23 protein-coding genes and 1 pseudogene are annotated in these 26501 nt (G+C 68.3%); all 24 read left to right on the forward strand.

All coding sequences use genetic code 11. From position 1 onward, the window contains the following. The first annotated feature begins 280 nt into the window (after positions 1-280). Positions 281-691: an ATP-binding protein gene (locus OG852_RS10385; protein WP_330347684.1), complete on the forward strand. Its 411-nt coding sequence runs from the start codon at positions 281-283 to the stop codon at positions 689-691. Positions 692-1242: 551 nt separating this feature from the next. Then, on the forward strand, positions 1243-1932 hold the full coding sequence (locus tag OG852_RS10390) for a DUF6415 family natural product biosynthesis protein (RefSeq protein ID WP_330347685.1): 690 nt from the start codon (positions 1243-1245) through the stop codon (positions 1930-1932). Between the two features lie 313 nt (positions 1933-2245). Beyond that, positions 2246-2737: a LuxR C-terminal-related transcriptional regulator gene (locus OG852_RS10395; protein WP_330347686.1), complete on the forward strand. Its 492-nt coding sequence runs from the start codon at positions 2246-2248 to the stop codon at positions 2735-2737. Next, the gene (locus tag OG852_RS10400; protein WP_330347687.1) at positions 2734-3903 is read left to right on the forward strand and encodes a protein-L-isoaspartate O-methyltransferase family protein; all 1170 of its coding nucleotides are present in this window, start codon (positions 2734-2736) and stop codon (positions 3901-3903) included. The genes OG852_RS10395 and OG852_RS10400 overlap by 4 nt, the downstream gene beginning before the upstream one ends. Then, a complete protein-coding gene (locus OG852_RS10405; protein WP_330347688.1) occupies positions 3893-4735 on the forward strand; it encodes an SAM-dependent methyltransferase in 843 nt (280 codons plus the stop codon). Before OG852_RS10400 ends, OG852_RS10405 begins: the two co-directional genes overlap by 11 nt. Before the next feature lie 302 nt (positions 4736-5037). Continuing rightward, a pseudogene (locus tag OG852_RS10410) lies at positions 5038-5202 on the forward strand (phosphotransferase); the annotation flags it as partial. A 356-nt stretch (positions 5203-5558) separates the two neighbouring features. After that, a complete protein-coding gene (gene fxlM, locus OG852_RS10415; protein WP_330347689.1) occupies positions 5559-6800 on the forward strand; it encodes a methyltransferase, FxLD system in 1242 nt (413 codons plus the stop codon). 38 nt (positions 6801-6838) lie between these two features. Further along, the gene (locus OG852_RS10420; RefSeq protein WP_330347690.1) at positions 6839-7012 is read left to right on the forward strand and encodes an FxLD family lanthipeptide; all 174 of its coding nucleotides are present in this window, start codon (positions 6839-6841) and stop codon (positions 7010-7012) included. A gap of 190 nt (positions 7013-7202) precedes the next feature. Continuing rightward, positions 7203-10226 carry a lantibiotic dehydratase gene (locus tag OG852_RS10425; RefSeq protein WP_330347691.1) on the forward strand — a complete coding sequence of 1008 codons (3024 nt, stop codon included), beginning with the start codon at positions 7203-7205 and terminating at the stop codon, positions 10224-10226. Beyond that, positions 10223-11455 carry a lanthionine synthetase C family protein gene (locus OG852_RS10430; protein WP_330347692.1) on the forward strand — a complete coding sequence of 411 codons (1233 nt, stop codon included), beginning with the start codon at positions 10223-10225 and terminating at the stop codon, positions 11453-11455. The genes OG852_RS10425 and OG852_RS10430 overlap by 4 nt, the downstream gene beginning before the upstream one ends. Before the next feature lie 22 nt (positions 11456-11477). Beyond that, positions 11478-12530, forward strand: a complete 1053-nt coding sequence (locus OG852_RS10435) for a thiopeptide-type bacteriocin biosynthesis protein (protein ID WP_330347693.1) — start codon at positions 11478-11480, stop codon at positions 12528-12530. 38 nt (positions 12531-12568) lie between these two features. Beyond that, complete coding sequence (locus OG852_RS10440) at positions 12569-13498, forward strand: hypothetical protein (RefSeq protein ID WP_330347694.1); 930 nt, start codon at positions 12569-12571, stop codon at positions 13496-13498. A 398-nt stretch (positions 13499-13896) separates the two neighbouring features. Further along, positions 13897-14649 carry a hypothetical protein gene (locus tag OG852_RS10445; RefSeq protein WP_330347695.1) on the forward strand — a complete coding sequence of 251 codons (753 nt, stop codon included), beginning with the start codon at positions 13897-13899 and terminating at the stop codon, positions 14647-14649. A gap of 71 nt (positions 14650-14720) precedes the next feature. After that, complete coding sequence (gene fxlM / locus OG852_RS10450) at positions 14721-15959, forward strand: methyltransferase, FxLD system (RefSeq protein WP_330347696.1); 1239 nt, start codon at positions 14721-14723, stop codon at positions 15957-15959. Positions 15960-16411: 452 nt separating this feature from the next. After that, positions 16412-16606, forward strand: a complete 195-nt coding sequence (locus tag OG852_RS10455; RefSeq protein WP_330347697.1) for a hypothetical protein — start codon at positions 16412-16414, stop codon at positions 16604-16606. Positions 16607-16969: 363 nt separating this feature from the next. Beyond that, complete coding sequence (locus OG852_RS10460) at positions 16970-18460, forward strand: ATP-binding protein (RefSeq protein ID WP_330347698.1); 1491 nt, start codon at positions 16970-16972, stop codon at positions 18458-18460. A gap of 90 nt (positions 18461-18550) precedes the next feature. After that, the gene (locus OG852_RS10465) at positions 18551-19027 is read left to right on the forward strand and encodes a roadblock/LC7 domain-containing protein (RefSeq protein ID WP_330347699.1); all 477 of its coding nucleotides are present in this window, start codon (positions 18551-18553) and stop codon (positions 19025-19027) included. 1 nt (position 19028) lies between these two features. Further along, a complete protein-coding gene (locus OG852_RS10470; protein WP_330347700.1) occupies positions 19029-19394 on the forward strand; it encodes a DUF742 domain-containing protein in 366 nt (121 codons plus the stop codon). Beyond that, positions 19375-20004, forward strand: coding sequence for a GTP-binding protein (locus OG852_RS10475; protein ID WP_330347701.1), 630 nt, complete (start codon positions 19375-19377; stop codon positions 20002-20004). The genes OG852_RS10470 and OG852_RS10475 overlap by 20 nt, the downstream gene beginning before the upstream one ends. Continuing rightward, positions 20001-20537, forward strand: coding sequence for a GAF domain-containing protein (locus OG852_RS10480; RefSeq protein WP_330347702.1), 537 nt, complete (start codon positions 20001-20003; stop codon positions 20535-20537). Before OG852_RS10475 ends, OG852_RS10480 begins: the two co-directional genes overlap by 4 nt. Before the next feature lie 68 nt (positions 20538-20605). Next, entirely contained in the window at positions 20606-21802 is a 1197-nt protein-coding gene (locus OG852_RS10485) for an acyl-CoA dehydrogenase family protein (RefSeq protein WP_330347703.1), read from the forward strand. A gap of 345 nt (positions 21803-22147) precedes the next feature. Continuing rightward, on the forward strand, positions 22148-23185 hold the full coding sequence (locus tag OG852_RS10490) for a hypothetical protein (protein WP_330347704.1): 1038 nt from the start codon (positions 22148-22150) through the stop codon (positions 23183-23185). Positions 23186-23722: 537 nt separating this feature from the next. Beyond that, entirely contained in the window at positions 23723-25471 is a 1749-nt protein-coding gene (locus OG852_RS10495; RefSeq protein WP_330347705.1) for an ABC transporter ATP-binding protein, read from the forward strand. 73 nt (positions 25472-25544) lie between these two features. Beyond that, positions 25545-26459, forward strand: a complete 915-nt coding sequence (locus OG852_RS10500; RefSeq protein WP_330347706.1) for an NUDIX hydrolase — start codon at positions 25545-25547, stop codon at positions 26457-26459. Positions 26460-26501 lie beyond the last annotated feature (42 nt).

The raw sequence follows: 26501 nt of genomic DNA on the forward strand, positions 1-26501 counted from the left end.
GCCACGCGTGCCTATTCCGCACGCACCACGCCGCCCGCCTGCGTCGATGACCGCAGACGATCTTTGACCACCTTGACCACCTCCGAGCTCTTGACCCCATTCCAGTCACCGGGATTAGGCGGTTCGCTCCTGTAGGCCGGCTACTCGACGAGCGGGAGCACCCCCACATGAACTCCTCTACTGGCAGATCCACTGTCTTGAGCGCCGTACTGCTGGGCGGCCTCGGCCCGCAGTGGCATGGTGGGACCGGCCCCCGATGAGCCCCGCCACAGCCGTCGCCATGGTCGCAGCAGAACTCGTGCACCAGACCGCCCTCGGTTTCGCGGTGGCCTTTACCCCGGACAAGGCCCGAGTCGGACGCATGCGCCGGATCACCGCGGCCCACCTGCGGCTGTGGAAAGTACCTGGGCCGACCGCGGAGAACATCGTGCTAGCCGTCTCCGAGCTTGTCGCCAATGCCATCGAGCACGGCTGTGGAGACATCGAGTTGACGGTCCTCTACGCCTGCGGAGAGGTACGGGTCGAGGTCACAGACGGCAACCCGGCGCCAGCGAAGCTCACCGTTGCGGACGACGAAGATGTCTCCGGCCGCGGGCTGTTCCTCGTTGCCGTCCTCGCACAGGACTGGGGCGTCAGCACCGACGGCAGGTCGACGTGGTGCGTCTTCCGCGTTCCTGCGAGGAGGTCGTGATGGTCACAGTCGCGCGAGAAGCAACCGCAGAACTAAGTCGGCGATGCTCCACCGAGGTAGTGAGTCCATTACCTGCATCCCCGCCCCCTCCCGAGATTTCAGGGGCGCCTGGGGGGCGCGACGGAACCGCCCAGCCTCAACGGCTCACCGTTGTTGAGTCGTTCGGCCCTGATGGTTGTGCAACCAGTGGGACGTCCCAGGACGTCCCGACCGGGTCCTGCGGCGCGGTACCGGTGTCTACCCGCCCCTTGGACGATGCCCATGTAGCACGCTGCGCCGTGCTTCACCCGGACGAACCGCCCTTGTCGGCGAGTGGCGGCTCGAAATGCCTCGGCGGCTCCTCTTTGAGGGCCGCCGAGGCGACGCCCAGATCGCCAACTTCGGACCTCACTAATGGAGTTGCCCTTATGCCTCGCACCACGCCCTCGGCCCCATCAGCCGGCGGTGGGCAGGTGGACGTCGTGTCCTGGCCGGAGGGCTCATTCAGGGAACTGAGCCTTGACCTGAGGACCGTTGTATCGACCCTCGCACCCGGACCATCGCCTCTCGCGGTGCAGGAGACCCTTCATCGCGAAGTGACCAGTCTGGTCTTCGCCGAGACTGCCTCCGTCAGCGAAGACCCGGACGAGCGCCACGTTCAACTGCTGCTCATGCGCGGCCACTTGATGCGACTGCTCGGGGCAGTCGTTCCTGTCGATGCCAACGAGCCTCCTCTGGAAGACGAGCAACTGGTCGTACGCGTACGTGCCCTACTCGACGAAGAGATTCCCGGCGACGTCGCGCGTGCGGCGTCCCTGCACCGGCGGATGTCCGAGGTCGGGCGGGAGCTGCTCGCCGTCCTTCCTGCTGTCGACGCCTCTGACGACATGGTCGACGGCTGGGGCAGGACTGTGTGCGCCGGGTTCGATTCGACGCGTATCCGCGAAGCCATTCGTGCGGCGAAGTCCTGGGAGCAGGCGGGGGTGTACCCGCATCCGCGCACCCTCGCGGCGGTCACAAAAGCGCTCAGCGGCTACGTCACGACGCTCGTCCCCTACGTTTCGATCCACTTGGAATCGCTCTCCGCCGGGAGTCGAGGGTGGTCCGCATGCGGTGAGGCGATCGAGCGCTCGCAGGAGGCCCGCGACGTCGCTCCGGGAGAGGGGCTCAAGGCGGCGAGGAAGCACGCATTCCGGCTCGCAGTCCACACCGAGGCCCTGCTGCGCTACGCCGAACAGGACTGCGAGCGGGACGGTGAGTGACATGGCCAGGCCCTCTCGCGCAGCGCACCCTCAGCGGATTCACGGTGCCCCGGCTTGCCCACCGGATTCGAGTTCACCCCGGAGAGACGAACCGGCCCCAGGGCGCGTTCGACGTGGCTGGCGACAGGCTCGCGCGCACTGGGGCGCCGTTCTCCTCGCTGCCGCTATCAGCCTGCCTACCGTCTTCATCCTCGCCGAACTCGCCCTGGAGCTCAACGGCGGGTGGTAGCTCACGCCCCCAACGAGCCGACCAGCGAAGTGGGCCGGCCCCGATATGACGACGACTGTGTCAGAACACCGAAGGAGTAGGACCATGCCGGCCCCGGACGAGACCATCTCGCCGCCGCTTTCCCCTCAGGAGCGGGAGGCTCTGCTGGGCATCTCTCAGGGAAAGACGACCGCAGAGACGGCCTGCGACATGCGAGTGTCCGACAGCACGGTCAAGACGTACATCCTACGGATCGGCGGAAAGCTCGGAACTTCCGAGCGGGCGGGCATGGTGGACCTCGCCTACCGTCACGGCCACCTGGACGTCCCCGTGCCTGTGGACCACACCGTCGAGCTGCCGGAGGGGCAGCGCACAGTCCTGGCAGGGCTCGCCGGCGGAAAGACCGTCCAGGAGATCGCGGCCGGCGCGAAGCGTCCGCTGGACGACGTGCGCAAGGACGCTCGACGCCTGCTGCGGGCGCTGGGCGCTTCCTCGGCCGCGCACGCCATCACGCGAGGGTGGCAGTTGCGTCTCCTGGGCCCCGCGACCGGCCGTGAAAACTCCGGAGACGTCGTCGCCATGGCAGGACAGGCATGAACGCCCGCGTCGAGGCCGACAGCCTGCGACCGGGCAGTGCCCACGTTCACCAGCACACGGGGGACGTGTTCACCTGCGATCGGCGACAGGACTTCGTGCCCAATGTGATCCGTACGCACCGAGGTGGTCGCTGGCGCCGGGTGGACCGGAGTAAGAACGCCGGTGAGTGGGCGAAGTTCGTCCATCGCTCCGAGATGCTCGTGTTCGACGTCGACGACGGTGGGGAGGGCGGCCCCGGCATCGTCACGGGAGTGATCCCATCCAAAGAAGACGCCACGGCGCGCCTGGCCGCGCTCGCTCCAGTACCGGGGACGGCCGTTGCCGAGATCGGCACAGACTGCGGCTGGACGGCAGCCTCTCTGGACCACCTCCTCCAGGGCGGCCAGGTAGTGACGGCCGCGGACACAGAACGCCTCGCCGAGATCGCCCGGCAGCGCCTACGCCCCTACCCGCGGGTTCGGGTGGTCAGCGGGTCTCAGGCCGGGGTCTTGGGACCGGCGGGTTCGTTCCACGGGCTCCTGTCCCATCGTGCGGTACGCCGTGTGCCGTGGGAGTGGGTCACCCGGGTTCGTCCGGGTGGCCGGCTGTGCCTGCCCGTCCGAACCGCTCTGGGCGGATCCAGCACGCTGCTCGTCCTGACCGTGGCGCGGGACGGGGCGTCGGCCCGTGGACGTTTCCACGCCGGACCGGCTCCGCAGACCGTGTGGCTGCGCGAGCACCGCCCTGGTGAGGGCACCCCCGTCGAGTCGCAGGGCAGCCCGAGGGCGTCAGAAGCCCTGGACGCGAAGGGGGCGCACGTACGGCCGGCGGCCCGGTTGTTCGCCGGTCTCCTCCGCCCTGACCTTCGGATGCAGGTCGTGCGCGGCGTTGCACAGCTCGAAGGCGACGTTGCCGACCGCCTGCGTATTCATGACCACCAGGCGTCTCGGGCAGTGGTCTTCCTCCACTCCCCCCGCATCTACGAGTGGGGGCCGCGCGATCTCGGCTCCGATCTGTTCGACGCACTCGGTCAGTGGCACGCGGCCGGAGAACCAGAGGTTGAGCAGCTGGGCGTGACGATCACGGAAACGGAACACACGCTGTGGCTCGGTGCACCGGACGGTCCGTCGTGGCGTCTGCCCGAACTCCACACGATCACCGGCGAGGTGGAGCGGCATGCGACCTGACCACCCGATGCTCCTCCACCCCTCCGCAGCGATCGCCGAGTTGCAGGCACGGCCGTCGAGCGCCCGGATGCAGAACTACCTGCTTGGCGGGCGGGACCACTACATCGTCGACCGTGACGGGGCCCTTCGGGCGGCCGAGCGCATGCCGTTCCTGCAGAGCGCCGTCCGCCACGAGCGCATGTACGTGCTCATGATGGTGCAGACCCTGGCCATCGCGGGCATCCGGCAGCTGGTCGACTTCGGCTGCGGCCTTCCCCACGGCCCCACGCCGGTGGATGTCCTGACCCGCGTTCATCCCGACGCCCGCGTCGTGTGCATCGACAACGACGTGCTGGTGCACACCCACGCCGACGCAATGATGAGGGCCAAGGCGCCCGCTGTCGTCGAGAGCCTGTGCGCCGACGTACGCGACCCCGAGTCGATCCTCGCTTCCACGGAAGTCATGGAGACGATCAACTGGCGAGAACCAGTCATCCTTCTCCTTGGCAGCGTGCTCCACCACATCGAGGACACAGCGGCGCAGCCCCTGACCGTCCTCGTCGACCAGTACAAACACGTAGCCGCCACCGGCAGCGCTCTCGTCATCACGCACGCCACCGCCGACGTCTCGGGCAAACCTGTGCGCCGATTCGCCAAGACCATGACGGCGGCCGGCTGCCCCGTCCACCTGCGGACGAAGGAACAGATCGCCCGGTTGTTCGACGGCTGGCAACTGACCTCCCCGGGCCTGACCGCGCCACAGACACTGGCACTCGAATACCCGGTCCTGCCCCAGGCCGCGTCGTACGCCGGCACGGCCCGAAAGGAGTCCGCGCATGGCCGAGCTGTGTGATCAGCAGACCGGTGTGATCAAGCCGGTGACCAGCCAACTCCCCATGGCGTCCCGGCTAGAATCCGTGGCGTCCGGAAACGGGCACCCGGGCGTCGCGGTCACTGACGCTGGACGTCACGTCTGCACCCCGGAGATCAGCATGCCCAATACCCGCGCGTCCTCGCGCGTTCCCGTAAACCCCTTTGCGGGTCGGTTGGCCGATGCCACGCCCTGGTGCCCGGACGCGACTCCGCGTCGGCCGCACCCCCGTCTGGCAGGCCAGCGGGAACGGGCAGACAGCCTCGCATCGGGGCGGGGACGACATGGCACAGCGCCACCGGGAACCGGTCGACGTCCATCTCATCCTGCGGCGGGGCGGCGAGGTGCTGCTGAGCCGGCGGGCGGGCGACACCTACGCCTCGGGCCTGCTGCACACGCCCTCCGGACACCTCGACGGAGACTTCGAGGACGTGGTCGCCGGGCTGGTCAACGCCAGCCTGGTCCTGCCCGAAGCCACCGAGACGTACTTCCCGCACATGTCGGCCGCCTACGGGAAGGTCGCCACCCACTACGCCAACCAAATGGACCGGGCAGACGCCCTCGCCTCCGCCCTGCTACGCCACGCCCGCCATCACATGACCGTGCGCGTCAAGTCCGTGTGGCTGGTGATGGAAACCCAACATCCCGACCGCCACACCTACACGTTCGAACGGATCCAGGAGCTGCCCTTGGGGCGCTGAGCAAAGGCCGGCTTCCGCCAGCCGGCATCCATCGCCGAACCACCATGCAGTTGGCGCCGACGCCCCAAGGCGAAGGCGCACGAGGCCCCGTAAGGAACCCCTCTATGACCGAAGTGACCGCTAGCTCGCCCTCAGCAGCAGAGCTGCGAGACAAGCTCGTGAACGAGCTCGTGGCCCAGCGCGTGATCCAGACGAAGGAGGTCGAAGCGGCGTTCCGTGAGGTGCCCAGGCACCTGTTCGCCCCTGAAGCCCCTCTGGAGAAGGCGTATGCCCAGACCCACTTGGCTACGAAGCGGGATGAGCACGGCATCACTATCAGCTCAGTGTCCGCTCCGGAGATCCAAGCCACCATGCTGGAGCAGGCTGGGCTCCGGCCCGGTCACCGGTGCCTGGAAATCGGCTCCGGCGGCTACAACGCAGCACTGATGGCCTCGCTGGTCGGCAAGGATGGTGAGGTCACCACCATCGACATCGACGGAGATGTCACTGACCGAGCCCGGGCCTGCTTGAAGAACGCCGGATACCCGCAAGTGAACGTCGTCCTCACGGATGGCGAGGACGGGTGCTCCGAGCACGCCCCTTACGACCGGACGATCGTCACCGTCGGCAGCTGGGACATCCCACCGGCCTGGGTGGACCAGCTCGCCGACGGCGGAACCATCACCGTCCCCCTCCGGGTGCGGGGCCTGACCCGATCGATCACCTTCGCCCGAGAAGGAGATCACTTGGTCAGCCAGTCGGCCAAGATCTGCGGCTTCGTCACGATGCAGGGAGCTGGAGCACACCAGGAACGACTGCTGCTCCTGCGCGGCAAGGAGATCGGCCTGCGGTTCGATGACGAGTGGCCGACCGAACCGGACTCACTGAACGGTGCGCTCGACACCGAGCGAGTCGAAGTGTGGTCGGGGGTGAAGATCCCCCGCCAGGAGCAGTTCGACACGCTCCAGATGTGGCTGGCCACCGCACTGGATGGCTTCTGTCTCCTCGCGGTCGACCCGAAGCTGGACACGGGCCTGGTCTCCCCGCAGAACAAGATGGCTTGCCCGGCCGTGGTCGAGGGAGGCAGCTTCGCCTATCTCGCCCTGCGGAAGCTGGGCGAGGAACCCGATCCCGTTTTCGAGTTCGGAGCACACGCCTTCGGTCCGGACGCCGCCGCGCTCGCCGACGCCATGGCCGAGCAGATCCGTGTCTGGAGCCGTGACCACCGCGGCGGGCGCGGCCCGAGTATCGCGGCCTACCCGGCCGACACCCCCGATGACCAGCTCCCCGAGGGGCGAGTCATCAACAAGCAGCATGTCCGCGTCCTCATCTCCTGGCCGCCGGAGGACTTGCGTCCGGCGAGCTAGGGCAACCCGCACCATCCCATTCAGAAGGAGCGAACAGCATGCAGATGAACCCCGAAGCCGCGACCACCCAGGTCGATGTGGACTTCACGCTCGACGTCCGCGTCATCGAGGCCGGTCTGCCGGTCCGTGACCTGCTGCGCGACACCAGCGACAACTGCGGCTCCAGCTGCTCGGGCACGGCCTGCACCTCGTTCGTGGGCGACCCGGCCTGACGCTGATCACTGCCGGTGGCGTCGGGCGGACATCACGGCCGGCGCCACCGGCACCCCCCGGCACGCTGTCGAAAGGGAAGAGGAGCTGATGACAGCAGGAGCGGACCGGCTGCTGTACCGACTGGCCGGCGTGCCCCTGGTGCGCGCCACGACGCATCCAGACGGGGCGCCTCTCGCTGAGGAGCCGAACATGACCGGTTCTCCGGAGGCAGTGGTGGCTGAGGGACTGGCCTGGCTGAAACAGGTGTGGCAGCACGATGAGGCCCGGCATGCCGTAGAGACCGCCAGCCCCGTGCTGGCTCAGCAGATCTCTGCGCTGCTTGAAGGGCGCGCCGCCCAGGCCCGCCACGTGCGCCGCCTCGTGGCGTCCTTGGCCTCCTACCAGTTGCGCTGGCAGGGACGAGCCACCCCGTTCGGGCTGTTCGCCGGAGTCAGTACCGCTCGCGTCGGCAGCGACGCTCACGTGCGCTGGGGAGAGAGTCACCGCGTCGTCGCCAGGGCGGACGCTCAGTGGTTGGGGTCCGTCGTCGCCCGTCTGGAGCGGCATCCCCGCCTGCTGGAACGTCTGGCGGTGGTCACGAACCCCATCGCGTTCGTGCGCGGAGACCGAATCGCTGTCCCAGGCGAGCCGCCCGACGACGTCCCTGGCGTGCTCGCGCCGGTCGAGATATCCGTCGGCCACACGCCTCCGGTGCGCACCGCGACGGAAGCTGCTCGCAAGCCCATCCGCTTCGGGGAACTCATCACGCTGCTGGCCGCCGAGTTCCCGAGCGCACCACCAGAGCAGATCCGCGCCCTGCTGGCCGAACTCGTCACCCAGCACCTGCTGCTTACCAATCTCCGAGCGCCCATGACCGTGCCGGACGCCCTTGGACACGTACAGTCACAGCTTGAGGCGGCTGATGCCGACGAGCTACCCGACCTCGCCGACCTGATGCAGCACCTGCGGATGGTCCACGAAGACCTGTCGCGTCACAGCGACATCGCATCCCCCACCGCCGCCCACGCCATGAGGGCAACGGTGACTGAGCGCATGAACGCGATATGCGACATCGCACCACAGCCGCTGGTTGTCGACACGGCCCTGGACTGCGACGTCTCCCTTCCCGAGGCGGTCATCCGTGAAGCCGAGACCGCTGCCTCCGCACTGCTTCGCCTGACGCCCTACCCATTCGGCTATTCCCGGTGGAAGGCTTTCCACGTCCGGTTTCGGCAGCGGTACGGAGTGGGAGCCGTCGTCCCCGTGCCCGAGTTGGTCGGCGACACCGGGCTCGGGCTGCCCGCCGGGTACCTGGGCTCGCCAGTCGCGAACACCGCTCGCACGCTGACCGAACGCGACGAAACCCTCCTTGCCCTTGTCCAGCAGGCCGTCATCGACGGTGCTGAAGAGATCGTGCTGACCGAACCCGTAGTCCGCAGGCTGACGGTCGGCGACCCCTCCGAGATGCTCCCACCGCCGCGAGCCGAACTCGCTTTTCAGATCCACGCCGCCTCGCCGACGGCCGTAGAGGACGGGGCGTTTCGCCTGCTCGTTACCGCAGCCCCACGCCCCGGCAGCAGCATGGCCGGACGGTTCGCTGACCTGCTGCCCGAGGCCGACCGCAAGAACCTCTCCGACACCTACACCGCCCTGAGCACGGAAGCCCCGGAGGCCATTGCCGCCCAGCTGTCGTTCTTCCCGCGCCGGCGGCGCAGCGAGAACGTCGTCCGGACTTCCCAACTGCTCCCGCACACGATCTCGCTTTCTGAGCACCGCGATCCCCACCCTGATCTCATTCAGCTGCGGGACCTCGCGGTCACTGCAGACGCTCGCCAGCTCCACCTGGTCCAGCTGTCGACCGGCAGGCGTATCGAACCGCGCGTCGTGCACGCCCTGGAGGCGGGCACGCTCACCCCGCCACTCGCCCGCTTCCTCGCCGAGATCACCATCGCACGCTGCGCCGTCTACAAGGCGTTCGACTGGGGAGCCGCGGTGCGTCTGCCGTACCTGCCGCGGCTGCGCTACGGCCGGAGCGTGCTCTCGCCAGCACGCTGGCTCCTGACGGCCGCAGACCTCCCCAAGCCCGCTGCCCCACTGGCTGAATGGGAAGGTGCCCTTGAGACATGGCGTCGTCGGCTACGCGCCCCGGAAGCCCTCGTGGTGTGCGAGTCCGACCTGCGCCTGCCACTCGACCTTCGCCAGCCGCTCCACCGGGTGCTGCTGAGGAACCGCCTCGACGCCGCGCGTGAGGTCGAGTTGCAGGAGGCCCCGACCGCCGCCGACCTGGCCTGGATGGGCCGCGCTCACGAATTCCTCCTCCCGCTGCGTCTTGCTCACGCGCGTGCCGCAGAACGAACCCCAGTGACGCCATCGCCCCTTCAAGCGATCGAGCGCGACGCGGGGCATCTTCCGGGCCGCTCTCCGTGGCTGTACGCGCAGGTTCATGGACACCCGGACCGCCAGGACGAAGTCCTCGTTGAGCACCTGCCACGCCTCCTCGACGGGGGGATCGACCTTCGGCAGTGGTGGTTCCGGCGTCACCGAGACACCACCAGCCCCGACTCCGAGCAATACCTGGGTCTCTACCTGCGCCTGCCCACTCCCGACCAGTACGGACAGGCCGCCACTCGGGTCGGAGAGTGGGCCGCCGAGCTGCGTGGCTGCGGCCTTCTTGCCCACCTACAGCTCGCCACCTACCACCCCGAAGCCGGACGCTACGGTCACAGCGAGGCAATGGACGCGGCACACGAGGTATTCGCCGCGGACTCCGCCGCTGCCCTCGCCCAGATCATGCTCACCATCCGCACAGGGCTGCCGCCCGAGGCTGTCACCGCCGCCAGCTTGGTCGATCTCGCGGCCTCCTACGCAGAAACCCCCGACATCGGCATGCGCTGGCTGATCAACCATCTCCCCCGCGAGCAGGGCAAGCTGGACCAGAGCGTGCGGGATGTCGGGATGCGATTGGCGGACCCCCGCGACGACTGGGCGACGCTGCGCGCCACGCCGGGCGCCGAGACCGTGACACGCGCCTGGGAGCGACGCCGAGCTGCTCTTGCCGCCTACCGCACGCACCTTGCCCTACAGCGCGAGCCCTACAGGGTGCTCAGGTCCCTGCTCCATATGCATCACGTCCGCACCATCGGTGTTGACCCGGACCGCGAGCGGGTCAGCCACCGACTGGCCCGCGCCTCGGCCCTGCGCCAGACCGCCCGCGAACGGAAGGAAACTCGGTGAGCACGCCGACCAGCACCGCGTCCACCGCTGCGCAGGAGATCGCCCAGCTGCTGGTGACGCCCGAACTGCTCCCCGCTGAACCGGGCTGGCGTACGCAGTCCCTGTCCAAGGGGGCGGCCGGTGTCGCCCTGTTCCACATCGAGCGCGCTCACTCCGGGGAGGGTAGCTGGCAGACCGCACACTCCTGGGTGACGGCCACAGCCAGGGATGGGGTTAGTGCCGCGGATGATGCCAACCTGCTCTTCGGCGCACCCGCTCTCGCCTTCGTTCTCCATGCGGCCGGGGCTGACGGAACCGTGCGATACGGTCCAGCTCGCACCGGAGTGGACACGTCCGTCACCGCACTCACCCACCGCCGCGTTGACCTCGCACATGCACGTATCGACCGCGGCGAACTTCCCGCCTTCGCCGAGTACGACCTCCTTCACGGCCTGACCGGGCTCGGCGCCCATCTCCTCCAACACGCAACCGGCAACGACGCCTTGCAGCGGGTCCTGACCTACCTCGTACGCCTAACGCAACCGCTGCGGGCCGACGACGAGACCCTGCCGGGGTGGTGGGTCTTCCACGACCCCCAGGTCAAGCAGTCCGATGCGTTCCGCGGCGGGCACGGCAACTTTGGCATCGCGCACGGTATCGCCGGGCCACTCGCGCTCCTCGCGCAGGCTCGGCGCCGGGGGGTCACCGTAGACGGGCATGACGAAGCCCTCCACACGATCAGCACATGGCTCGATATCTGGCAGCAGCACGCCGACTCCGGTCCGTGGTGGCCTCAGTGGATCACCCGCGACCAGCTGCGTACCGGTCGGCCGGGCCGATCCGCCCCCATGCGACCGAGTTGGTGTTACGGCACCCCCGGCATTGCCCGCGCTCAACAGCTCGCAGCCATCGCGACAACGGATATCGCACGTCAGCAGATGGCTGAACATGCCCTCGTCTGCTGCCTGTCCGACCCGGACCAGCTCAGCCGGATCACGGATATCAGCCTTTGCCATGGCTGGGCCGGGCTGTACCAGACCGTCTGGCGGGCTGGCCGTGACGCGTGCACGCCGGAGGTCAGCGTGCACTTGCCCGCCTTAGCCGACCGCCTCATTCAGCAGTGCCGCGCTGGTCTTGGCGAAGACATCGGATTACTCGAAGGGAATACGGGACTTGCCCTTGCCCTGCACACCGCCGCCCGCACCACACCGCCGGTCTCCGGGTGGGACTCGTGCCTGCTCATCAAGTGAGCCGCCCCCGGATCAGGAAGGGATGAGGAAAGTGGTGGAAGATTCCGTCTCGCCGCACCAGGTGGCGAAGAGCGTCCTGGAAGTCTTGGCCGGCGTCCCGCTCCACCAGGCTGCCGCCCGTGCAGGGATGAACGTCGGCGACCTCTCCGACGCCGCCGAGGTCTATCAGGCTGCGGGAGAGCACGCCCTCGAAGCGCAAGCCGAAGCGGCTCAGGGCTGGTACTCGGTCTCCGTTCAATTTGCCGACTGGAGCGCCGCCGAGCAGACCGCTCTTACCGGCCTTGGTCCACAACTGGCACAGGCAGAGAAGACCGGGGCACTTGCCGGCTGGTGGTTCCTTCGCAAATACCCCTGCTGGCGTCTCCGCTGCCGGCCCGGCTCCGCAGCCACTCGTGCCGACGCCGAGAGCGCCGTGAGCAAAATCCTGGACAGCCTCATGACCGACGGTCTGGTTGACCGATGGTGGCAGACCATCTACGAGCCCGAGTCACTGGTGTTCGGCGGCCCCCAGGGCATGGACGCGGCCCACGACCTGTTCCACGCCGATAGCCGGGGCGTCCTCGACTACGTACGCCGCCATCACTCCAGCGCGATGCCGGGCGACATCCTCGGCCGCCGGGAGCTGTCCGTCCTGCTGTGCTGCACTCTGTTCTTCGGCGCTGGTCAGGAACCGCACGAGCAGGGCGACATCTGGCACCGCGTGGAACAGCTGCGCCCCCTGCCCTCCGATGCGCCCGCCACCCGGCTGACCGCGATGACTTCGGCACTGCAAGTCCTGATGAAACTCGACACCAGCCCCTCGAGCCCTCTATTCAACAAGGGCAGCGCGCTCGCCTTCATAGAGCCCTGGGCCGCTGCCTTCGAGACCGCGGGGCGGCGCCTGGGCGACGCGGCCCACACAGGCGCTCTCCACCGGGGCGTGCGGGACGTCCTCGCCCACCACGTGATCTTCGCCTGGAACCGCATGGGCCTGGATAGCCGAACACAGAGCATCCTCGCGCGGGCGGCACGTGACACCGTGATGAACCCGTCGACCGCCCCACTGCCCGATACCCCCTCATCGGAGGGCAGTTGATGTTCCCGGAACCCCACGACCCCCAGACCACGGCGCGGATGCGAACCGCCCACGGACACGCTTGCGCTGCTCTGGGCACCCGGCCCGAACCAGACGCAGACGAGACATGGGGGTGGCGCGGCCGAACGCTGAGCCTGCCCGTCATCGCCGCCAACGGCCCGGCCTGGCTCCGCGTCGGCTGCGCCCCGTCCGGCGAGATCAACGCCACGTTCTGGAACGGCTCTGTTGCGGCCCAACAGGCCATCCCGGAATCGGTACCCCGCCCTCGACTACGCGTCGTTCATGACTGGAACGACGAGCAATGGACGTACCGCGCGGAACTGTATGAACGGGTCACCGCCCGGCCCGCCTCCCCAGCCTCCGCGCTGACCACCGCCCCGGATCTGCCGTCCACCTGGTGGAGAGCTGTCCGCGCCGTGCTCCACGACATCGCTCCGGTGCCCACCGACCGCTTCACCGTGCACGAGCCCTTCCTCAAGCGCGCCATGCCACAGTTTCTCGGCACACCTATCGACACCACACCACCGTCATGGTCGACGGCGCACGGCGACTTCCACTGGGCGAACCTCTGCGCGCCCGAACTCCGCATATTCGACTGGGAAGGTTGGGGCCTCGCCCCCACGGGCTACGACGCTGCCGTGCTCCACAGCTACAGCTTGCTCATCCCCTCCGTTGCCGCCTGCGTCCGCCGCGAAATGAAGGACGTGCTCAACACCCCCGACGGCCGGTTCGCCGAACTCGCCGTCATCACTCAGATCCTCCACAGCACAACTCACGGTGACAACCTCGACCTCGCCGAGCCCCTTCGCCGCCGCGCCGAACATCTGCTGGGACGCCCTGTTCCCCCACCAGGCGGCCCGAGCGCTGCCCCAAGGGCCCTTGTTGAACGGATCACGCCGACAAGTCCCGGCGCAGAGTGCGGATCACCACCCGCGGCTCAGCAAGGCGGCGGGCAGGCCGCGATATGAGCACACGCCCGCACCACAGCATTCCAGACAGCAGCCCACTCGCACATCGCGTGGTCTCGCACTTTCCCCTGGTGTGCCGGCCCCGCCTGACCTGCCCGGATCTCGAAACCCGGATCGCGGAGGTACAGAGGCACGCGAAGCTCTGCGAAAACCCGGCAGAACCTGCCGAGCGGCGTCACCGAGCCTGCGTGGTCTGGAACCTAGCAGCGCTGATCGCGGCGGATTGCGGCATGCCCGACCTTGCCGCATCCCTGTGCGAACGCCAGTTTCATATCTTCCACTCGACGTGGCCAGTGACCGGTCGCACAGCGATCGCGTCACTCCAGCCACTCGTCAACCTCGCTCGCCTCACCCACCGGGCAGGCGACCCTCACGGCGCCTACCAGACACTTCACTCCATGAACCACGCCGTGCACCACGGAGGAAATGCCCTGGTCCACGGCACGGCCATCTCCTTCGACCACTTCGTCGCGACCCACGCGGACCGAAAAGACGCCGCCGAATGGCTGCGGGCGATCATGCTCGAAGACGGCACCCGCCTCCTGGCAACCACCAGCCAGTGGACGAAGGCCGCTGCACACGCCGCCGTGTACGACACCGCCGGCGAACTCCTACACGAAGCCCGGCAAACACAGGTCATTGGAAGCCTGCACAACGGTCATACCGACTCGGCACTCGCGACCCTTGAAGCCAGCGTGATCACCGAACCCTGGGAGCGGGCGGTCGCGGCGTGTCTGCGCAGCTATATCGACCTGCGCACCAAACAGCTGACGCCCGAAGGCGTGTCGCAGGCACTGGCCATGGTTCACTACGCCCAGCAATCGACCGACCATGACACGGCCCACTTCCGTTTACGGCTCGGCCTCACCGCGGTTGATCTCACCGCTGAGATGTTCCCGGGACAGGCGACGGCCCTGTGCAGCGAGTTGATCCGGAACGCCACGGACTCCGAAGACGCCTTCGCCGCCAGGGAAGTCCTACGCCACAACACCACTCGCAGGCAGATTGCTCCGGCTGACAGAGAAGCGCTCAACACGCTTATCCGCAGGGCGGGCCTAGGCCGCGGATCGATCCCGCCACCTCTGCTCGCCGACTTGTTGGCAGCGGTCGAGAGCGCGGAGAGCGTCCTGAGCCGAGCCCTCCGCACCTGATCGAAGCACCAGACACCGCGCACGGCGCGACCGCGCTCACTGAACGACCGACAGCCCCTAACCTCAAGCGAATGGAGACCACCGTGACGCCCGTCACCGATCCCGCCGTACAGCACGACAAGCTCGTGAGCCGCCTCGTCGACAGCGGCCACCTGCGCACCCCGGAAGTCGTTGCCGCGTTCCGGAACACCGAGCGCCACCGCTTCCTCCCCGGTGTCGACCTTCAGAGCGCCTTCGCCGACGACGCCGTAGCGATCAAGCACGACACGACGGGCACGATGCTTTCCTGCATCTCCGCCCCCTCCATCGTCGCCACCCAGCTCGAACAACTGGGCGCCCAGCCCGGCCACAAGATCCTCGAAGCCGGCGCCGGCACCGGCTACAACGCCCGGCTGCTGTCCGAACTCGTGGCGCCCGACGGCCACGTGTGGACCGTGGACGTCGACCAGGACCTCGTCGACGGCGCACGAAAGAACCTCGCGCAGACCGGAGCCGCAAACGTCACCGTCGCACTGGGCGACGGCGCCGCCGGTCTGCCCGAGCACGCGCCCTTCGACCGCATCCAGTTCACAGTCGGCGCCGGCGACATCCCCGTGCGGATTCTCAACCAGCTCGCCCCCGGCGGACGCCTCGTCATCCCGATGCGGATCCGCGGCAGCATCTCCCGCAGCTTCGCGTTCGAACGCGACGGCCAGACCTGGAGGACGGTCTCAACCGAGATGATGACGTTCGTCCCCCTGCGCAAGGGCGTCTGCGACGACGTCCGCACCATGGTCGACATGGCAGGTGAAGGCGACGTGCGCCTGGAGACCTACAGCGAGCAGAACGTCGACCGCGAAGCGATCCGGACCGTCCTGGACCAGCCCCCGGCCGAGATCTACACCAGCGTGAAGTTCCGCAAGGGCGACTCCTACGAGTGGCTCTACCTGTATCTGGCATACGTGTTGCCGAGCGGCCTGTCCCGGATGCCGGGGTCCCGTTCCGGCCTCGTCCCGAACTTCGGCTGGGGCTCGATGACCGCACTCGACGGCGACACTCTGGCCTACCTCACGAAGCAGGAAGGCGATGACGAGCACGGCCATTTCTGGCAGATCGGGGTCATCGGCCACGGCCCGCGCGCCAGCGAACTTGCCGACCAGGTCGCCACCGAAATCAGCGAGTGGGACAAAAACTGGGGCAGCAACTCACCCGAGCCCAGCTTCCGCATGGCCGTCGGTGATGCCCGCGACCAACTGACAGCCGACGAGTCAGGCTTCGTTATGGACAAGCCCTGCAGTCGCCTCGTCGTCGACTGGCCGCGCAGGAGTTGAGCCGACGATGCCATCACAGCAATGGAGAGAATTTCAGCCCCGTTGACCAGCATCACCCGAGCATGCAGCGCAGCGGTATTTCCCGTTCTGGGTGCCAGCACCCGTGTACACCATGCATTTTCACAGGTTCTGACCTCAGAACATCGATTACTTCCCTGGTTTACCTGTAAAATCATTGAAGGCCGGAAACGGTCACCCGGGCGTCGCGGACATGACGCAAGACGACAAGTCTGCGCCCCCGGAGGACATCGTGCCCGCCCCGTTTCCCGCCTTATCCGGTATGACGGCCCAACTCGGCCACGCCCGGACCAATGCGGTCACCAGCTGCGCAGGCGCGCCATCTTTCAGGCGCGCCGACGCCTCAAGTCCCGCAGCCACGCGGGTCCTTGCCGCTGACCCGAAGGGTAACCCGGGGTCCCTCGGACGCACTCACCTGGCAGAAACCCAATTCCGTGAGCATCACTGTCTCCCTGGTCGTTGTGCTGGCCGTCATGGTGTGGCTGCTGATCCGCAAAGGCGGCCTCAAGGCCGGCCACGCAATAGCGGCCATACTCCTCGGCTTCTATCTCCACGACAGCTCGCTCGCTCCGTCCATCAGCCGCATCGTGCAGAGCGTGGCCGAGACAATCAGCGGAATCCGCATATAGACCGGCCGTCGGGGCACCGCAGTGAGCCCGGACCGTACGCCGCCTCCCCCGTCGGCTGCGGACTGGTGCGCGTGCCCCGGCGGCCACTCCCACCAAAGTCTCGGCCTGGTCGCCGCTGTTCCCGCGCCCGGAGCCGGTGCGCTGCTCGCCCGTTCCCCGCCGGCCGCCCTTTCCTCCCTGTCAGGACCACGTTCCGCGAGGTCACCCATGTCTGATCTGTCATGCCCGCGCCCAAACGGTCACCGACGTAGCCAGCGACGGCGTGCGCACGGTGCCGCGCCACTACGCACCGAGAAGGGACTACGCCTGCGGCTGCGGCTTCTGGCGTTCATACCCACCTTCTTGACCTTGGCGATCTTGTGCATGGCGACTGCCGTCGGCACGGCGGCCGGCGTCCATGTGAATGGCTGGATCATCGTGGCGGCGGTAGCAGCGGCTGGTCTGACCGTGCTGATCGCCGCAGATTGGCTGGCAGTTCGCACTGCGGCTGAGCTACACCGGCAGCGCAGCGAGTACAGCGATGCAGTACATGGCTGGCTGCGCCACTTCACATCCGCTGTGGACGAAGGACGCAAGAGCATCAGCGGCGCCCTGGAGCAGCTCGACCGGGGCGAGCGGCCCTGCGCTCCCGCCTTCAGCGCGACACAGGCGAACTCCGATGGCAACCCGTGGAACGAAGCCGAAGCCGCCCTGGCCCAGCTGAACGAAGAAGCCTGGCGGGCGGTGGTGAACGGTCGACAGGCCGAACTGACACAGGCACTCGTTTATCTCGCCGGCGGCTTGACCCTGCTGCTCGTACGCGCGCTCGGCATCGTGACGGAGCTGACCAAGCAGGTCCAGGATCCGGACGTGCTGTACCGCGTGTTTGACGTCAACAATCTACTCAAGCGCATGCGGCGGTCGGCCGGGCGGCTGGCGGTTCTGGGGGGCGTGAAGGCGCGCACGCTGAACCAGCCGATCGGGCTGGTGGATCTGCTGCGTGGCGCGTCGGGGGAAATCGAGAAGTACGCCCGGGTCCGCATGCACACGTCCACCCTGAACGTGCAGGTACCGGGCTTCGCGGGACCCGATCTCATCCACCTGCTGGCCGAGTTGGAGGAGAACGCCACCCTCTGCTCGCCCCCGGACAGCAAGGTCGTCGTGCGCGCGACGAGGGTCACCGCGGGTCTGTCCGTGGAGATCGAGGACCGGGGCATAGGCATGGCTCAGGGCGAACTCGATCGCTACAACCGGATGTTGGCCGATCCACAGGAGTCGGACCTGGCCGAGCAGCTGGCCCAGCGCCAGACCGGCCTGCTCGTGGTGGCCAAACTCGCCCGCCGGTACGGCGTCCAGGTGCAGCTGCAGAAGAATCTCATGCACGGCACCACGGCGCTCGTTGTGGTGCCGGACAAACTCCTGCTCTGGCAGGGCAATGCGGAGGCCCTGCCGCAGGCTCAACCTGCCGCACACGTTGCCGCTCTCCCAGGCCCAGAGGCGGCATTCGCGGGGCGCCCCGGCCCGCAGCCGACTGGCGGCCCGAGGCCCAGCCCCCCGGCCCCGGCCCCCGCGGGGATGGCGGCATTGCCTCACCGCCCTGCCCGGCGTACGCCAGCGCAGCACACCGTCGCCTCGGCAGCGAGCATGGCAACGCCTCCGCGGAGCGCACCACACGACACTCGCCCCAGGTTGCCGCAGCGGACACCACAGGCAACGGCCCATGAGCCTGCGCCCCCTGCCGCGCCAGGGGCCGCCCCCGCCTCACTAGCGCCGCCGGATCCGGCTTTCGTCAGCAAGTTCGCCCAGGGTGTGCATCGCGCGGAGCAAGCCGAGGCAGACAGCGTGGCGCGGCCGTCCGAGGGGAGTGCGAGCTAGCCGGCCACAGCCGCCTCCCGACCACGTCCTTTGTGCCCGCCCTCGCTCCTGGGCACCAGCCGTACAGCGTACGAAGATACGGAGAATTCGATGACCCCCGACTCGGCAAAAGTCCAGCCGGAAGAGGTTGTGGACCAGCTGCTCAACGACCTTGCCCAGGTGCCGGAAGTGACTGGAGTCCTGCTCGCCTCGCAGGATGGCATGAGGCTGGCTCACGCAGGACCGGGAATGGACGGCAAACTGGCGGACCGCATGGCCGCAGTGATCAACGGCCTGTACTCGATCGCCAACGGCGTCGACGACGGCGAGGGCCGTGTCGAACAGGTCCTCATCAGGAAGAACAACTGGCTCCTGTTCATCATGAGCGCCGGGAACCCGCCGGCCGTGGTGGCACGGAACGCGGGACGCGACCCGGACAAGGTCGAAAGCGTGTTGGGGGTTCTGACCAACACGCGGGCGGACGAAGGGGCGGTCGGTTTCGCGATGGTCAACCTCATCCGGCGGATGGGTGAGCTGCTGGCCACACAGGCACGCGTGGGCGGGGCGCTTTCCGGTGGCGGCCAGTGAGATGGCGGCCGCAAGCGGCCCGGCCTGGACCGTCGAGGACACCGAGGCCCCCAGCCTCTACGTCCTGACCGGCGGCCAGACCAGGCCCACGCACGACTTACAGATCGAGACGCTGCTGTGGGCCGAGACAGAACCGCCCCCCGGCCAGCCGCCGGAAGCCGCACAGGCCATGGCGTTGTGCCGGGAGCGGCCCGTGGCGGTCGCCGAGATCGGCGCCCTGATCGGGTTGCCCTTCCAGATCACCAGGATCCTCATGTCCCGGCTGATCGACATCGGCGCGCTGAGCGCCGTGACCGCCACGAACGCCGCTGACCTTCCCGACGTTGCTCTCCTGAAGGCCCTTCGCGATGGACTCCTCAAGCTCTGACCTCGGGCTGTCACCCCGGCTCGGCGGGGCGAAGCCCATATCAATCAAGATCGTCATCGCCGGCGGGTTCGGGGTCGGCAAGACCACGTTTGTGGGTGCTGTCTCCGAGATCACCCCGCTGCGTACGGAGGCCGTGATGACGGCCGCCTCCGAGGGCGTGGACGACCTCACGCTGCTGTTCGACAAGAAGGCGACCACCGTCGGCATGGACTTCGGCCGGATCACCTTCCCGCAGCTGAACACCATCCTGATGCTGTTCGGCACGCCGGGACAGACCCGGTTCTGGTTCATGTGGGACGAGCTCACGCGAGGAGCCCTCGCCGCGGTTGTCCTCGTCGACACCCGCCGCCTCGACGAGAGCTTTCCCGCGGTCGACTACTTCGAGCGGCTCGGTCTGCCCTTCCTCGTCGCCGTGAACGAGTTCGACAACGCCAGCCGCTACGACCCCGACGAAGTCTCATCCGCTCTTGCCCTGCCGGCCACGGTCCCGGTCGTGCTGTGCGATGCCCGAAAAAGGGCGGACGCGGCCGGTGTACTCGGCCGTCTCGTCGACCACGCGCTCACCCGCTCACATCCCCCTGCCAACCTTCTGCAAGGAGCACAGCAGTGAACCCTCACGCTCCGTCCGATCTCCTGTCCGCCACCGGTCACGACGTCGACTGGCAGAGCCACCTGCCTGAATTCTTCGACCCCGCAGCGCCGCCCGTGGGCGCGTTCGACGCGTTCGCCCAGCAGGTGGCCAAAGCGGCCGGCACCCCGTACGCCATGCTCAACTGGGTCGGCAGCGAGCAGTTCTTCCTCGGTCTCGCCAACCCCGCCGGCGGCGAACTGCCGGTGGTGAGTCGCACCATGCCGCTGACCCAGGGCTTCTGCCCGCACGTCGTCCAGCGCCGGGGCTCACTGGTGCTGACCGACGTCCTCGACTTCGACGAGTTCGCCGGCAACTCGGTCGTCGACGAGATCGGGGTCCGCGTCTACGGAGGAGCCCCTCTCATCGACGAACGTACGAACCACGTCTGGGGCACCGTCTGCGTGGTCGGCACCGAGCCGCGTCCCCGCTCGGAAGGACGCCCGCTGTGGAATCTGATCGACCACTACCGCGACCTCTTCATGACCGAGTTCTACCGACGTACCAGCTCGTAGCACCGTCACAACGTTGCCCAAGGCCGCACAGCAGCGACCAGCCACGCAGGGAGAAGGGGAGTACCACGATGCCCACCACGAGCCCGTACCTGACTGACGAGCACGAGCGCCTCCGGGAACAGGTCAAGAGCATCGCGGACGCCGAGATCGCCCCCCGTGTAGCGGGTATGGAGTCCCGAGGCCCACATACCGACCGCGAACTGCGACCGATCATGGGTGAGTGGCTCGGGCTGCTCATCGGCTCCGAGTGGGGTGGCAGGGACGAAGGACACCTAGCCAAGACCGTCGCGGTGACGGAGGTGTCGCGCGTCAGCGGGGCCGCCGGCGCCATACTCCAGGCATCGATCCTCGGGGCTGCCCCGATCATCGAGTACGGCAGCGACGAGCTGCGCCGCACGTGGCTGCCTGCCATCGCCGCCAGCGAGGTCTGGCCAAGCATCGCAGTCACGGAGCCCCGCCACGGCAGCCACCTGCTGGACATGGACAGCACCGCTCGTTTCGACAACGGCGAACTCGTGATCGACGGCGCGAAGGAATTCATCGGCAACGCCGACCTTGCGGACATCCACTGCGTCGTGGTCCGAACGGGCGAGCGCGGCAACGCGCGGGGCCTGACTGCTGTCCTGGTCGAGGCCGAACGAGACGGTGTCGAGGTCGTCCACCGGCCCTCCAGTGGTCTGCACGGATTCTCCGTCGACGGACTCCGCCTCGACGGTGTCCGCGTCCCGGAGAGCAACATCATCGGCGAGGTCGGCGGCGGCCACAACGTGGCCCTCCTGTCATCGGTGGTCTACGGCCGGCTCAACCTCGCGGCCGTCGCGCTCGGCATCCACCAGCAGGCCCTGGACGTGACCACCAGATGGGTCTCCGTAGAGCGTGAGCGCTACAACGGCTACCTCTCCGACGTGAAGATGGTCCGCCGCCGCCTCTCCGAGATGGCCTTCCGGCTGATGCAGGCCGAACTCGCCGCGTACCACGCCGCCTATCTACTGGACCAGGGGCAGCCGTGTGACAGATGGCTGTACAACGCCAAGCTCGTGAACAACCGTCATGGCGTCGCCTCCGCCGAGGACGCCAAGCAACTGCACGGCGGCCACGCCACACGCGTCGGCAACCCTTGCGAGCGGATCCTGCGCGACATCCAGCTCATCAACGCGCCCGCCGGACCGGACGACATCCAACTCAAGTACATAGCGGACGACGTACTCGAGCCCGCCCGGCACCAGTGGTCCGCAGAGCACGCATCCCGGCGCCGCGCTGCCTGAGCCTTCCGTCTTTCCGCGAGCGCGACGTACGACCTCGACCAGCTCGTCGAGCTCTACCGCCAGCACTTCCCGTCCGCCGCCTGACCCCAATCGCACGGTCCCGGACCGCCACCGGCCGCTTCCCGTTTCCTCTGTCCGTACCGCCGAAAGCCAGATGATGAAAAGCCGAGCGCCCCTGTCTTCCCCGCCTCGATGGCTGCCCAAAGCCCGCACCGGACTTGGGTCCCAAGGACACGTCCACCTCGGCGCCACACCGAGCGGCACCCTCGTGGTCAAACTCGCCGCCGTCCCGCACGATCCACAGCCCGGACGGGTACCGATCACGACCAGGGGGACAGGGGCGTGATGATCATCGACGTCCTCCATGAGACTCGGGCCCACGCCGGCCTCGCCGAGGAGATCGAGCAGATCCTGAGGGACACCGCGTCCTTGATCCAGGAGGTCACAGACCTGCCCTGTCCGAGTCTGGTGTTCCGGCTGCTCCCTCCCCGCGCCTGGCGGGCCCAGATCCGGGCATGGGCCGAGCGGGCGCTGGAGGAACACCTCGTGCAAGCCCGCCTCGCCGGGCCGGAGGCGGACCAGGTCCGCGGTCGGCTCGCGGCATGGGCCGCCACCGCCCTGCGCCTGGGCTGGCCGATGACCCCCGGCCTGACGATCACCGACCAGTATGGCGAACCCCGCACGCTCATCACGCCGCAGGCCCTGCACCACACGGGGATCCGGTACGACCGCACCGCACTGATCCGCTTCGTCGTCCACGCAGGCGTCCACCACGCACAGATCGCGGCAAGCGCAGGCGCCCTCCCACCACCCCCGATCCGTGCTGGTGCACAGGTGCACGATGACTCGGCCACGAGGGCCCTGATGGAGGGGCATGCCGCCTGGGCCGAGCAGCAGGTGGCACGCGCCTTCTTCGGCTTCTGCCGTGAGCACCGGCCCCGAGAAGTGCCGCGCTCATGGCAGTACCGGCAGCACGCCCGGCTACTCCCCTGGCTGCAACGCCCTGCGGACCTCACGGCGTTGGTGTGCGCGCGAGCAGCGGATCCGAGTGCGCCAGCCTGCTGCGACGGCCTGGGCTTTGTCCAGGCGGCCATCGAAGTCGCCGGCAGCGTCGTCCCGTTCAACCGGATCTGGACCGACCCCTCACTCGCCCCCACATGCCGGGAAATCACCAATCCCGAGGCATGGTTCAGCCGCGTCAGCATCGAAGGACCGGCGCTCCCGCAACCGCCGCCCCACTGGGGAGTCACCGCTCCTGCGTCCCTGGCCGGCCCCGGTTGTCCCACGCCTGCGCCTGACGATCAGCACCGCCGCGTAACCGGGCCAGCCCGGCACGAAGACCCCACTGCCGTGCGCCAATGCCCCGGCTGGTCGCCCTCCTGATGCGGCCGGACGACACGCCCGACGTGCCCCACTCACTGAACGAGTGCCTTCCGATTCCTCTCCAACGACGCCGAGCCAAGCTCATGGGCCACATCCGTATCGGCCGTCGGCGTTTCGGCCACCGCCACCATCTGGTGGGCCCGCCTGTATCAACGGCCGGCGGCTTGTGGGCCGCGAGATTGGGCGGGCGGGGATACGACTCAAATACGCGCGTTCGAAGCCGGGCGTCACGTCGTTGTTCCGGTCATCATCAGCCATCCCTCAAGTCGGTGCTGGAGGTGCCCAGTTGCCTGTAGTCCAGGCTGCCCCGAGTGATCTCCCAACGGCCCCAGGGCCGTTTGCGTGTGCCTTCCGGTTTACGAACAGGGCGAGAGGAGGTGGCCGGTGAGCGCTGAACCCACTTCCCGGGCGGCTGACGCCGCGGCGCCGCGCCGCTTGCCGCCTCCGCCGCCCGCCGAGCTGCGCTACGGCGGCCGGTACGCCAAGAATCCTCTGACAGACGCGTCGTTTGCGAAAATGTGCCGGCGGCTTCCGTCGGTGCTGGCGCAGACGGCGCGGATGGCGTGGGCGATCGACCGGCGGGCCGTGCTGCTGCTGGCGGGCTGCCAGCTGGCCATCGGCGTGAGCGCCGCCGTACTGCTCACCGCCACTTCCCGCGCGATGCACTGGATCCTCGCTGACGGTGAGGTGGCCGACCGGCTCCACCATGCGCTGCCGGCCCTGGTGGTCATCGCCTGTGCGTCAGCGGCTGGGCGGGTGGCGACCGCCCTGTCCTCGTACGCGGACGGCCGGATCACCCCGCGGTTGACGACCGAGTCGGACTGCGCCCTGGTGGCGGCGGTGTGCCGGATGGAGGCCGCCGCCCGGGCGGAGGACGGCTGCGCGGACCGGCAGGAGGCAGCGGAGATGGGGGTGGTCCGCAGCCATGTGATGGTGCAGGACGCCACCCGGTTCACCGCCGCCGTCGTGCGCATGGTCAGCGCGAGCGGAGTGCTGTCGGTGCTGCACCCGCTACTGCTGCCACTGCTGCTGCTCGCCGTCGTCCCCGCCGGCGTGGGCGCCGTCCTGCACGCCCGCGTCAACTACGAGACCCACTACGCCAACGTGGGCGACCGCAATGTCCGGCAGAACCTGCGCGGCTGGGCGACCAGCGTAAAGTTCACCGACGAGATCCGCGCCAACGGCATGACCTCCTACCTGGTGTTCTGGTACCGGTCGATCTCGGAGCGGATCGACGCGCGCACCCTGGCTGCGGCACCCAAGATGCTGCGGATCGTGCTGGCCAGTTCGGCGATCGGCGGCATCTTCCTCGTCGCGACCTGGGCGGGGCTGGCCTGGCTGGCGGCCAGCGGACGGATCGAGCCGTCGATCGCCGCGACCGCGGTCGTCGCGGTGCAGACCGCGCTCGCCGCCCTCAGTCAGCTCGTCATCTACGGCGCAGCCATGTTCCACACGTCCCTCTACCTCGCGGACATGGGCGGTTTCCTCGACTACGCCGCCGAACGCGCGCCCGACCGCGGTGAGTTCACGCCGAGTCGGCCGGTGGAGGAGATCCGCCTCGACGAGGTCGTCTACCGGTATCCGGGCAAGGACACCCCGGCCGTGGCGGGAGTGTCGCTGGCGGTGCGCAGGGGCGAAATCCTCGCCGTGGTCGGCGAGAACGGCTCCGGGAAGTCCACCCTCACCCGGCTGCTCGCCGCCATCTTCCTGGCCGACAAGGGCATCGTCTCCTGGAACGGCCGGGACGTCGCCGACCTCGACCCCGACAGCCTGTGGGACCTGTCCGGGCTGGTGCCGCAGAACTTCGCGCAGTGGCCGCTGTCCGTCCGCGACAACGTCACCCTCGGCCAGCCCCGCGAACTGGGCGATGACCTGGTGTGGCGCGCTCTGGAGGAGGTCGGACTGCGCGAGGCTGTCGAGGAACTGCCCGACGGTCTGGAGACACTTCTGGCCCGGGAGCTGTGGGGCGGGACGGAACTGTCCGGCGGGCAGTGGCAGCGCCTGGCCTGCGCACGTGCCCTGTACCGCAGGTCGAGCCTGCTGATCCTGGACGAGCCGACCAGCCAGATGGACGCCCGCGGCGAGCACGCCATCCTCGAAGAGATCAAGACCGTCGCTGCCGGCCGGATCACGATCGTGGTGACCCACCAGCTGGTCAACACCAAGATTGCCGACCGGATCATCGTGATGGAACACGGCCGGATCTCCGAGCAGGGAACGTACGAGGAACTCGCCGCCGGCGGCGGCCTGTTCGCCGAACTCCTGGCCCTCTCTCACGACCGCTGACCACCCCGTTGCCGCGCCCCGCCGTCGGGGCGCAGCGCCCCTCACACCCACGGCCCGCCGTACGGAGGATTCGTTGACCGCACCGGCTGCGCCCATGACCGTCATGGCGCTTCTCGTCCGCCCCGATGGCCGCTACCTGCTGCATCTGCGGGACGCCAACAAGAACATCTGCAGCGCCGGGCAGTGGTCCCTGCCCGGCGGCCACCCCGAACCCGGCGAAAGTCTCGACGACGCGATCGCCCGCGAACTGCTGGAAGAGGCCGGCCTGCGCATCCCCAACCTGGCCCCGCTCGCCATCGTCCAGAACACCCACGCCGACGACCGGCCCACCAGCCGGATTCTGGTGTACGTCGGGACCTGGAACGGCGACCCCGCGCTGTTGCCCCTCACCGAGGGCATCATGCTGCGCTGGACCGATCCCGAGCAGATCCCGTATCTGACCATGGACCCCAAGACCACAGCCGTCATCCACCAGTACCAGGCTCATTCGGGTGCCCGCCACAATGCCGGCGAGCAGCTGCCCGTGCTCCGCGTCCGCGGCACCGGCTCGAAGACGGTTCCGAACGTCATCGGTGTCCATCTGTATCTGGAGCGGGAGGGCGAGATCCTGCTCGGGCTGCGGCACCCCGACTCTGCCTACGCGCCCGGGGAGCATCACTTCCTGGCCGGTCACTGCGAACGGGAGTCCGCCGTCGCCTGCCTGATCCGCGAGGCGACGGAGGAGGCCGGGCTGGTGATCAAGGCCGAGGACGTCGACCTCGTGCACACCGTCCACCTCCTGGATGCTCCTGGCACCCAGCCCCGACTGCAGCTGGTCTTCCGAGCCCGCCAGTGGCAGGGCGAACCGCAGGTCCTGGAGCCCGACAGGTGCGTGAAATGGGGCTGGTGGCCCGCCGATGCCCTGCCGGAGCCGACCGTCGCCTACACCCGGGCCGCCATCGACGGCATCCGGCACGGACGCCACTACACCGAACTCGGCTGGACCTGACCCTCATCTCTTCCCTTCTCGCCTGCTCAGGGAGATCACCAC

Origin of the sequence: Streptomyces sp. NBC_00582, from assembly GCF_036345155.1 — a bacterium.
Lineage (GTDB): Bacteria > Actinomycetota > Actinomycetes > Streptomycetales > Streptomycetaceae > Streptomyces.

What these genes read in the sequence shown, in the direction of transcription:
- OG852_RS10385 (WP_330347684.1), top strand. Translation starts at nt 281, where the DNA reads ATGGTCGCAGCAGAACTCGTGCACCAGACCGCCCTCGGTTTCGCGGTG.
- OG852_RS10395 (WP_330347686.1), top strand. Translation starts at nt 2,246, where the DNA reads ATGCCGGCCCCGGACGAGACCATCTCGCCGCCGCTTTCCCCTCAGGAG.
- OG852_RS10400 (WP_330347687.1), top strand. Translation starts at nt 2,734, where the DNA reads ATGAACGCCCGCGTCGAGGCCGACAGCCTGCGACCGGGCAGTGCCCAC.
- OG852_RS10405 (WP_330347688.1), top strand. Translation starts at nt 3,893, where the DNA reads ATGCGACCTGACCACCCGATGCTCCTCCACCCCTCCGCAGCGATCGCC.
- fxlM (WP_330347689.1), top strand. Translation starts at nt 5,559, where the DNA reads ATGACCGAAGTGACCGCTAGCTCGCCCTCAGCAGCAGAGCTGCGAGAC.
- OG852_RS10420 (WP_330347690.1), top strand. Translation starts at nt 6,839, where the DNA reads ATGCAGATGAACCCCGAAGCCGCGACCACCCAGGTCGATGTGGACTTC.
- OG852_RS10425 (WP_330347691.1), top strand. Translation starts at nt 7,203, where the DNA reads ATGACCGGTTCTCCGGAGGCAGTGGTGGCTGAGGGACTGGCCTGGCTG.
- OG852_RS10435 (WP_330347693.1), top strand. Translation starts at nt 11,478, where the DNA reads ATGAGGAAAGTGGTGGAAGATTCCGTCTCGCCGCACCAGGTGGCGAAG.
- OG852_RS10440 (WP_330347694.1), top strand. Translation starts at nt 12,569, where the DNA reads ATGCGAACCGCCCACGGACACGCTTGCGCTGCTCTGGGCACCCGGCCC.
- OG852_RS10445 (WP_330347695.1), top strand. Translation starts at nt 13,897, where the DNA reads ATGAACCACGCCGTGCACCACGGAGGAAATGCCCTGGTCCACGGCACG.
- fxlM (WP_330347696.1), top strand. Translation starts at nt 14,721, where the DNA reads ATGGAGACCACCGTGACGCCCGTCACCGATCCCGCCGTACAGCACGAC.
- OG852_RS10460 (WP_330347698.1), top strand. Translation starts at nt 16,970, where the DNA reads ATGGCGACTGCCGTCGGCACGGCGGCCGGCGTCCATGTGAATGGCTGG.
- OG852_RS10465 (WP_330347699.1), top strand. Translation starts at nt 18,551, where the DNA reads ATGACCCCCGACTCGGCAAAAGTCCAGCCGGAAGAGGTTGTGGACCAG.
- OG852_RS10470 (WP_330347700.1), top strand. Translation starts at nt 19,029, where the DNA reads ATGGCGGCCGCAAGCGGCCCGGCCTGGACCGTCGAGGACACCGAGGCC.
- OG852_RS10475 (WP_330347701.1), top strand. Translation starts at nt 19,375, where the DNA reads ATGGACTCCTCAAGCTCTGACCTCGGGCTGTCACCCCGGCTCGGCGGG.
- OG852_RS10485 (WP_330347703.1), top strand. Translation starts at nt 20,606, where the DNA reads ATGCCCACCACGAGCCCGTACCTGACTGACGAGCACGAGCGCCTCCGG.
- OG852_RS10490 (WP_330347704.1), top strand. Translation starts at nt 22,148, where the DNA reads ATGATCATCGACGTCCTCCATGAGACTCGGGCCCACGCCGGCCTCGCC.